Origin of the sequence: Collinsella sp. TM05-38 (assembly GCF_003466445.1) — a bacterium.
Taxonomy (GTDB): domain Bacteria; phylum Actinomycetota; class Coriobacteriia; order Coriobacteriales; family Coriobacteriaceae; genus Collinsella.
Map to the genome: position 1 here is coordinate 1 of NZ_QSPM01000021.1, position 6,688 is coordinate 6,688.

A 6,688-nucleotide genomic window follows, 5' to 3' on the forward strand; every position below is an offset into this window, starting at 1 on the left:
CATGTATGTCAATCCTGGTCTAACAGAGCCAAAGAAAAAGCCTCCGCAGGTTTCCCCGCGGAGGCTTTCGTGACAAAGATTACTCGTCGACGTCAGTATTGCCGTCGGCCTTCTTTGCGTCAGCAGTCTCGACATCGTCAGCATCCTCAGATGCGACGTCGGCATCCTCCTGCATGGCCGCCTGCGCAAATGCCGCGGCATCGGCCGCCAGCTCCTCCTCGCTCATACGAGGCGCACGCTTCTTGGTCGGCATGCCGGCCGCCTTGGCATTGCGCTCCTCCTTGGCTGCCAGGATATCGCCCTCGCGCTCAAGGTAGGCATCCCACTCGTTGTCGAGCAGGGCGTTCACGGCGTCGCCTTCGACGGTTTCGCGCTCAAGCAGCACCTTCGCCATCAGGTCAAGCTGATCGCGACGAGCATCCAAAATCTCGACCGCACGACGATGGGCCTCACGCATAATGCGCTGGACCTCAATGTCGATGCGACGCGCCGTCTCCTCGGAGTAATCCTGGTGATCGGCGTAATCGCGGCCCAGGAACACCTGATGCTGCGCCTCGCCAAACACCTGCGTGCCCAGCTCCTCGCTCATGCCCAGACGCGTGACCATCTCGCGCGCCATCTTGGTCGCGCGCTCCAGATCGTTGCTCGCGCCCGACGTGATGTCGTCGCACATGAGCTCCTCGGCAACGCGACCGCCCAAGAACACGGCAAGCTCGTCGAGCATCTCGTTCTTGGTCTTGAGGAAGTGGTCCTCCTGCGGAAGCTGCAGCGTGTAGCCCAGGGCCTGGCCGCGACTGACAATCGAGATTTTGTGGACCGGATCGGAGTGCTCCAGGATGTGACCAACCAGGGCGTGACCGCTCTCGTGGTAGGCGATCGTGGTGCGCTCGGCCTCGGTCATCACGCGACCCTTGCGCTGCGGACCGGCAATCACGCGCTCCATCGATTCCTCGACCTCGTCCATCGAGATCACGGAACGATGGCGGCGGGCAGCCAGCAGCGCAGACTCGTTGAGCAGATTTGCCAGATCGGCACCGGTAAAGCCAACGGTCATCTGGGCGAGTTTCTCAAACTTCACGTCCTCGTCCATCGGCTTGTTCTCGGCATGCACGCGCAAGATCTGCTCGCGGCCCTTCACATCCGGACGGTCGACCGTGACCTGACGGTCAAAACGACCGGGACGCAGCAGCGCCGGATCCAGAATGTCGGGGCGGTTGGTGGCGGCGATCAGGATGACCGACTCGCTCTCCTCAAAACCGTCCATCTCGACCAGCAGCTGGTTGAGCGTCTGCTCGCGCTCGTCGTGACCGCCGCCCAAGCCGGCTCCGCGCTGACGTCCCACGGCATCGATCTCATCGATGAAGATGATCGACGGGGCCTGGGACTTGGCCTCCTTAAAGAGGTCGCGCACGCGGCTGGCGCCGACGCCCACGAACATCTCGACAAAGTCGGAACCCGAGATGCTAAAGAACGGCACGCCCGCCTCGCCGGCAACGGCCTTGGCCAGCAGGGTCTTACCAGTACCCGGAGGGCCAACCAGCAACACGCCGCGCGGAATCTTGGCGCCCAGCTTTCGATAGCGATCCGGATCGCTCAAAAAGTCGCGAATCTCCTCGAGCTCCTCGACCGCCTCGTCCACACCGGCAACATCCTCAAACTTGACCTTGGGGCGCGTTGCCTCGTTGGTCTTGGCGTTGGTCTTGCCAAACTGCATGTTCCTGTTGTTGGCGCCCATCATCTGGCGCATAAAGTAGAACATGATGGCGATCAGGGCGATCGTCGGCAGCGCGCTCATCGCCAGGTCGCCCCAAAAATCGGGGTCATTGGTGTTGACGATGTACTTGGTATCGGGGTGCTCCGCCATAAGCTCGGCAAGAGAATCGGAGCCGACATAGGTCGAGGAGAAGCTCTTGAGCTCGCTCGTGTCGCCCTTGTCCTTTTTTGTCTTCCAGTAATGACCCGCCACGCTTCCGTCTTGAACCGTATAGGTCAAATCTTCGACGCGATCCTGCTTAATGGCGTTGACCATCTCGCTCGTCGCGAGCTTTACGGTATTGCTGGAATTGGCAAAGCCGGAGCCCATGTTAAAGAAGGCGTAGCCCAGAAGCGCGCAAGCCAAAATAAAATACAGCCAGCCCGTACGCGTGGGCTTCTTGCCTCCGGGCATCCCCGGGATCTTAGGCTCCCGGGGAGTCTGGGAATTGTTATCGTTACGGTCGTCGGGCATCTTACGAATAAACCTCCGGTTTCAAAATGCCCAGATACGGAAGGTTACGATAGCGCTCGGCATAGTCGAGGCCGTAGCCCACCACAAAGGCATCGGGGCAATGGGTTCCAACATACTTGGGCGTGACGGCCGAGGCACGGTCCTCAACGTCCTTCCACAGGAAGGCGGCGACCTCCAGAGAAGCGGGCTTGCGGCTCTCGAGGTTCTTCATCAGATACTTGAGCGTCAGGCCCGAGTCCAGAATGTCCTCGACGATCAGCACGTCGCGGCCACGGATGTCGATATCCAGGTCCTTGATGATACGCACGATGCCGGAGGACTTCACGCCGTCGCCGTAGCTCGAAACAGCCATGAAATCGATGTTGGTCGGCAGCTCGATCTTGCGCATCAGGTCGCCCATAAAGACCACGGCGCCGCGTAGGACCGCGATCAGCACCAGATCCTTACCCACGTAGTCGCGAGTAATCTGCTCGCCTAGGCGAGAAACGATACCGTCGATATCCTCCTGCGTAAACAGAACCTTCTCGATATCCGGATGTTGAGAAGCCATGACAACCCTTTCTTGTGCTTATCGCCCACACACCGCCGTATGGACGCGAACTACACATTCTAGCAGCGCACGGGGTATATTTACCAGCCCGTGCGCCATCAGCGCGGGAATACCGTCAACGTCGCACAGAATAGTAGGCGCAAGGCGCTATTCCGCATCGACTACGCGGAGCAGATATGCCACGCGCGTTGCGGCCGTGCATTTAAAACGCTCGTCGGCCCGAACGCCCGCAACCCACACCACGGCTCCCCCCGGAGCCGTTCTTACCACGGGCACGCCAGAGCGTTCGGAAACGGGAATGCGCGCCTCGTTGAGCAGGTCGGACACTTTCTTGCTTCGACCACTCATTCCCAGCGGGCACATCACATCCCCCGGCACAGGGTTATCCACCCACAAGCGCGCCGATCGAGCCTCAGCGGGAATCTCTCCGCACGAGCCAGCGAGCATCCGATCGCTATCGCGGTCGGCAAAGCCCAAGGCCGCCGCATCCACGATAGCGGCCACCTCTCCGGCAGCCACAAGCTCGCGGGCTCGATGCACGACATCGTATCCCGGCTCAACGGCCATCGGCTCGGCCACCAGCATACGCCCCGCCCCCAAAGACAGGCGCCCGGGAACGGAGATCCAGTCGGCAACTAAGCCCTCGCGCGCCACCGGGGCCTTGAGTGCCAGCATTCCAAACTCCACGCGCGCATCAATTCCCGCCGGGAGTGTGACCGAGCCCGCACCCTCGGCAACACAGGCGAGCACGCGCTCCACATGCCGCATCTCCGGCCGAGCATCGGGGTCGATGCGCTTAATTGCCAGTCGTACGATGCGCCGGGCAATCACCACCTCGGCCGCGGCAAGGCGGCGCGCGTCGAGGACCAGCGCACCCGCCACTTCCTTGCGCAGGCAGCTTCGAAACGCCTGAGCCGAAAGCTGAGACAAAAACGCATCCTCGTCGCCCAGGATCTCGCAAGCGGCACCAATCGTCTTGCAGACGTTCGCGTTGCGCTGTGCCACCACCGGCATCACCCGGTGGCGCACATAGTTGCGCAGGTACGAAACGTCCTCGTTGCTCTCATCCTCCCGCCACAGCTGGCCATGCACCTGCAGATAGTTCACGAGCTCATCATGCGTGAGGTCGAGCAAGGGGCGTACCACGATGTTCCGACGGCGTGGAATGCTCGATAGACCAGCGGGCCCCGACCCCTTAATCGCATTCATCAAAAACGTTTCCGCGCGGTCCGATGAGGTGTGCGCCGTACAGATGCGGGCCGCCGTCCGCGGTGCGCCCGTCTGGGCGCAGAGCTCACGAACGTATCTCCGTGCCGCGGCATAGCGTACCTCGCGGGCAGCCGCCTCGATATTGCCCGATTCATCATCAAAATAGGCATGCTCAACACACAGCGGCAAGCCATATTGCGCGCAGAGCTCGCGCACAAAGGCCTCGTCGCCATCGGACGCCTCACCACGCAGGTGATGATTTACATGCAGTACGTGCAGACGCTCGCGCGCAATGGAAGCGACGCCGCGCCCGTCCATGATATCCAACTTTGATGTGCATGCCATAAGAAGCAAGGCCGTCGAGTCCGCACCACCTGATACCATGAGCACCACAGGAGCAGCCGTCTGCCGCGTCGCCAGGGCGTAATCATCCGCCCTCGACGCAGCATGATGTCCATAGTGCTGAGATACCGTTGGCATTCGCTTCCTCCTCTATTCGTCCGCACCCATTGTATCCTTTGGAATCTTATGTCTCGCCTGCACCTTCATATCCTCGGCAGCGGCTCAAAAGGCAACTGCGCGCTCATCGAGGGGCCGCAAGGTCTCATCATGATCGATGATGGCCTGTCCCGCCGCGAGACACTTAAACGCATGGCGGAGCTCGGCCTCTCGGCAGACGACGTTGCCGCGCTTGTAATTACCCATGAGCACACCGACCACATCAAAGGGCTCGATGTATGGTGCAAGCACTGGCATGGTCCCCTCTTTGCCAGCAGGGGCACGCTTTCGTGCAAAGAAACCCTCGCACATCTACCCGTAGAGGAATTTGACCCCGGCGACACGCTTTCCATTGCCGGCATCCGCGTGCGAACCTACCCAACATCGCATGATGTCATCAATCCTGTCGGTTATCGATTCGACACTTTCGATGACTCCATTGGCTTTGCCACCGACACCGGAGAGCTAACCAAACAAGCTATAGACACCCTCGAAGACTGCCGAGTTCTTGCACTCGAGAGCAACCACGATGTGGCCATGCTGCGCCAAGGGGATTACCCCCGCTTCCTCCAAGAGCGAATTTTATCTGCAAAAGGCCATCTCTCTAACGACCAAGCCGCCGACGCAGCGCGTGGGCTCGTCACCGATCGCACCGAACAGCTCATTGCGATGCATATCAGCCAAGATAACAATCGCCCGAGCCTTACCGTCAAAAGCTATGCCAAAGCTCTAGCCGCAACCCTGGATGACGAGGTCGGCAGTTCCGCCACCCTTCTCCAAGGATCGCGAAAACTCTCGATACGCCCCGCAAGCCAGCATCGACCAGCAACCATTCAATAGTCTGTCCTAGACAGCAAAAGGGGCCGGGAATCGCTTCCCAGCCCCTTTTGTTGTCTTTTAATAGCGCGGAGCACCAACGAAGTTAGTCGATGGAGATCTTCGTAACGTTCTTCTTCTCGACGATCTTGGGAACCGTTACGGTCAGGATGCCGTCAGCATACTTAGCCGAGAGGCCCTCGCTCGAAGCGTCCTTGAGATACACGCCACGCGTCGCGCTGTACGAGCTGAACTCCTTCTGCAGGAAGTTCTTGCCCTCGTTCTCCTCGTCCTCCACAACGTTCACGCTAATGGACAGACGGCCTTCATTAAGCTCAACATCGATGTCATCCTTAGCCACGCCGGTCAGATACGCCTTGACCTCATAACCATCGCCCTTGTCCTCGACATCAACGGGGAACGCCTTGGAAGCAATCGAGTTGTTTGCAAGGTCGGTCATATCATCAAACAGATCGAACAGCGAGCTAGCAGAAGGACGAACGCCAAAAACCGAACGATAAGGAACCATGCTTGCCATGTTTACCACTCCTTTTAGGACTGCCGAGCCATCTTCTAGGTGACTGGGACTTCTTTTGACGCTCTTATATATGCCCACACAGTGCTTAGATATACATCGACTTAAAGTTTTTTGAGTCCAGTACTATAAGCATATCTAAGTGTGTATGACTCAAGTTTTAGTAAGGTTAAGGTTCTTTGAACCAGAGCTTAAATAACGAGTATGTTCGCAGCTACAAATAACAAGGGGCTTACAATGAGCGCGTACACGTTGTTGGTAACGAGCTAAAGGGCATCATGGACGATCAAAAACAGGAAAACACGCTTATGCCGGAGCAGGACGAAGTGTCCAGCCCGCAACCGATTCGATTCCACCGCCCCCACATCTCGCAAGAGCCCATCAATGATCCAGGACCGGAATATGTGACAAGAAACCGATATCAAACACTCGAAGATGCGCAAACGGGACGCAAGCATATGGGCGTGGCCTCGGGTGACCCTGTGTATCTGAAAGACGCACCATTATCTAAAAACAGCGCAGATAGGGATGAGCCGATGAAAGCATCCGCCGCTCATCGACAAAGAGGGCCGCGACCCAAGCAAACCTTGACGAACTCGGCTCGCTATCTAGAAACGCCAAAACAGGGCAAATCAATCTTCGTTTCGTCAAGTAAACGACGCAAGCAACATCGACTGGCAATCCTGCTTTTGATCATTACAGCCATAGCAGTTGCCCTTGTTATTCGTTTTATTTTCTTTAAATAAAAGCTCAATACCAAAAAAGAATTAAATCGTCTGGCGTAAATGAGTCATTTATGCCCCGTAAACGCAAAAAAGGGGGAGGCCGCGAGGCCTCCCCCTTCTCCATTTCC

6 protein-coding genes are annotated in these 6,688 nt (G+C 58.0%); 2 read left to right on the top strand and 4 right to left on the bottom strand.

Annotated elements, in window-relative coordinates; translation table 11 throughout:
* Window positions 1–79: 79 nt before the first annotated feature.
* From ftsH to tilS, 3 genes are all read right to left on the bottom strand, one after another.
* Window positions 80–2,227: an ATP-dependent zinc metalloprotease FtsH gene (gene ftsH / locus DXD49_RS09465; protein WP_117734838.1), complete on the bottom strand. Its 2,148-nt coding sequence runs from the start codon at window positions 2,225–2,227 to the stop codon at window positions 80–82.
* Window position 2,228: 1 nt separating this feature from the next.
* Window positions 2,229–2,777, bottom strand: coding sequence for a hypoxanthine phosphoribosyltransferase (gene hpt, locus DXD49_RS09470; protein WP_117734837.1), 549 nt, complete (start codon window positions 2,775–2,777; stop codon window positions 2,229–2,231).
* 147 nt (window positions 2,778–2,924) lie between these two features.
* On the bottom strand, window positions 2,925–4,466 hold the full coding sequence (gene tilS / locus DXD49_RS09475; protein WP_199406605.1) for a tRNA lysidine(34) synthetase TilS: 1,542 nt from the start codon (window positions 4,464–4,466) through the stop codon (window positions 2,925–2,927).
* Window positions 4,467–4,514: 48 nt separating this feature from the next.
* Between tilS and DXD49_RS09480 the strand changes: the two genes are divergently transcribed.
* A complete protein-coding gene (locus tag DXD49_RS09480; protein ID WP_117743987.1) occupies window positions 4,515–5,324 on the top strand; it encodes an MBL fold metallo-hydrolase in 810 nt (269 codons plus the stop codon).
* A gap of 82 nt (window positions 5,325–5,406) precedes the next feature.
* Here DXD49_RS09480 and DXD49_RS09485 read toward each other — a convergent pair whose 3' ends face one another.
* A complete protein-coding gene (locus DXD49_RS09485) occupies window positions 5,407–5,838 on the bottom strand; it encodes an Hsp20/alpha crystallin family protein (protein ID WP_055251783.1) in 432 nt (143 codons plus the stop codon).
* A 275-nt stretch (window positions 5,839–6,113) separates the two neighbouring features.
* On the opposite strand from DXD49_RS09485, the gene DXD49_RS09490 reads away from it, so the two are divergent.
* Window positions 6,114–6,581 (top strand): hypothetical protein, encoded by a 468-nt coding sequence (locus DXD49_RS09490; protein WP_117794833.1) that lies wholly within the window; start codon window positions 6,114–6,116, stop codon window positions 6,579–6,581.
* The last annotated feature ends 107 nt before the right edge of the window (window positions 6,582–6,688 follow it).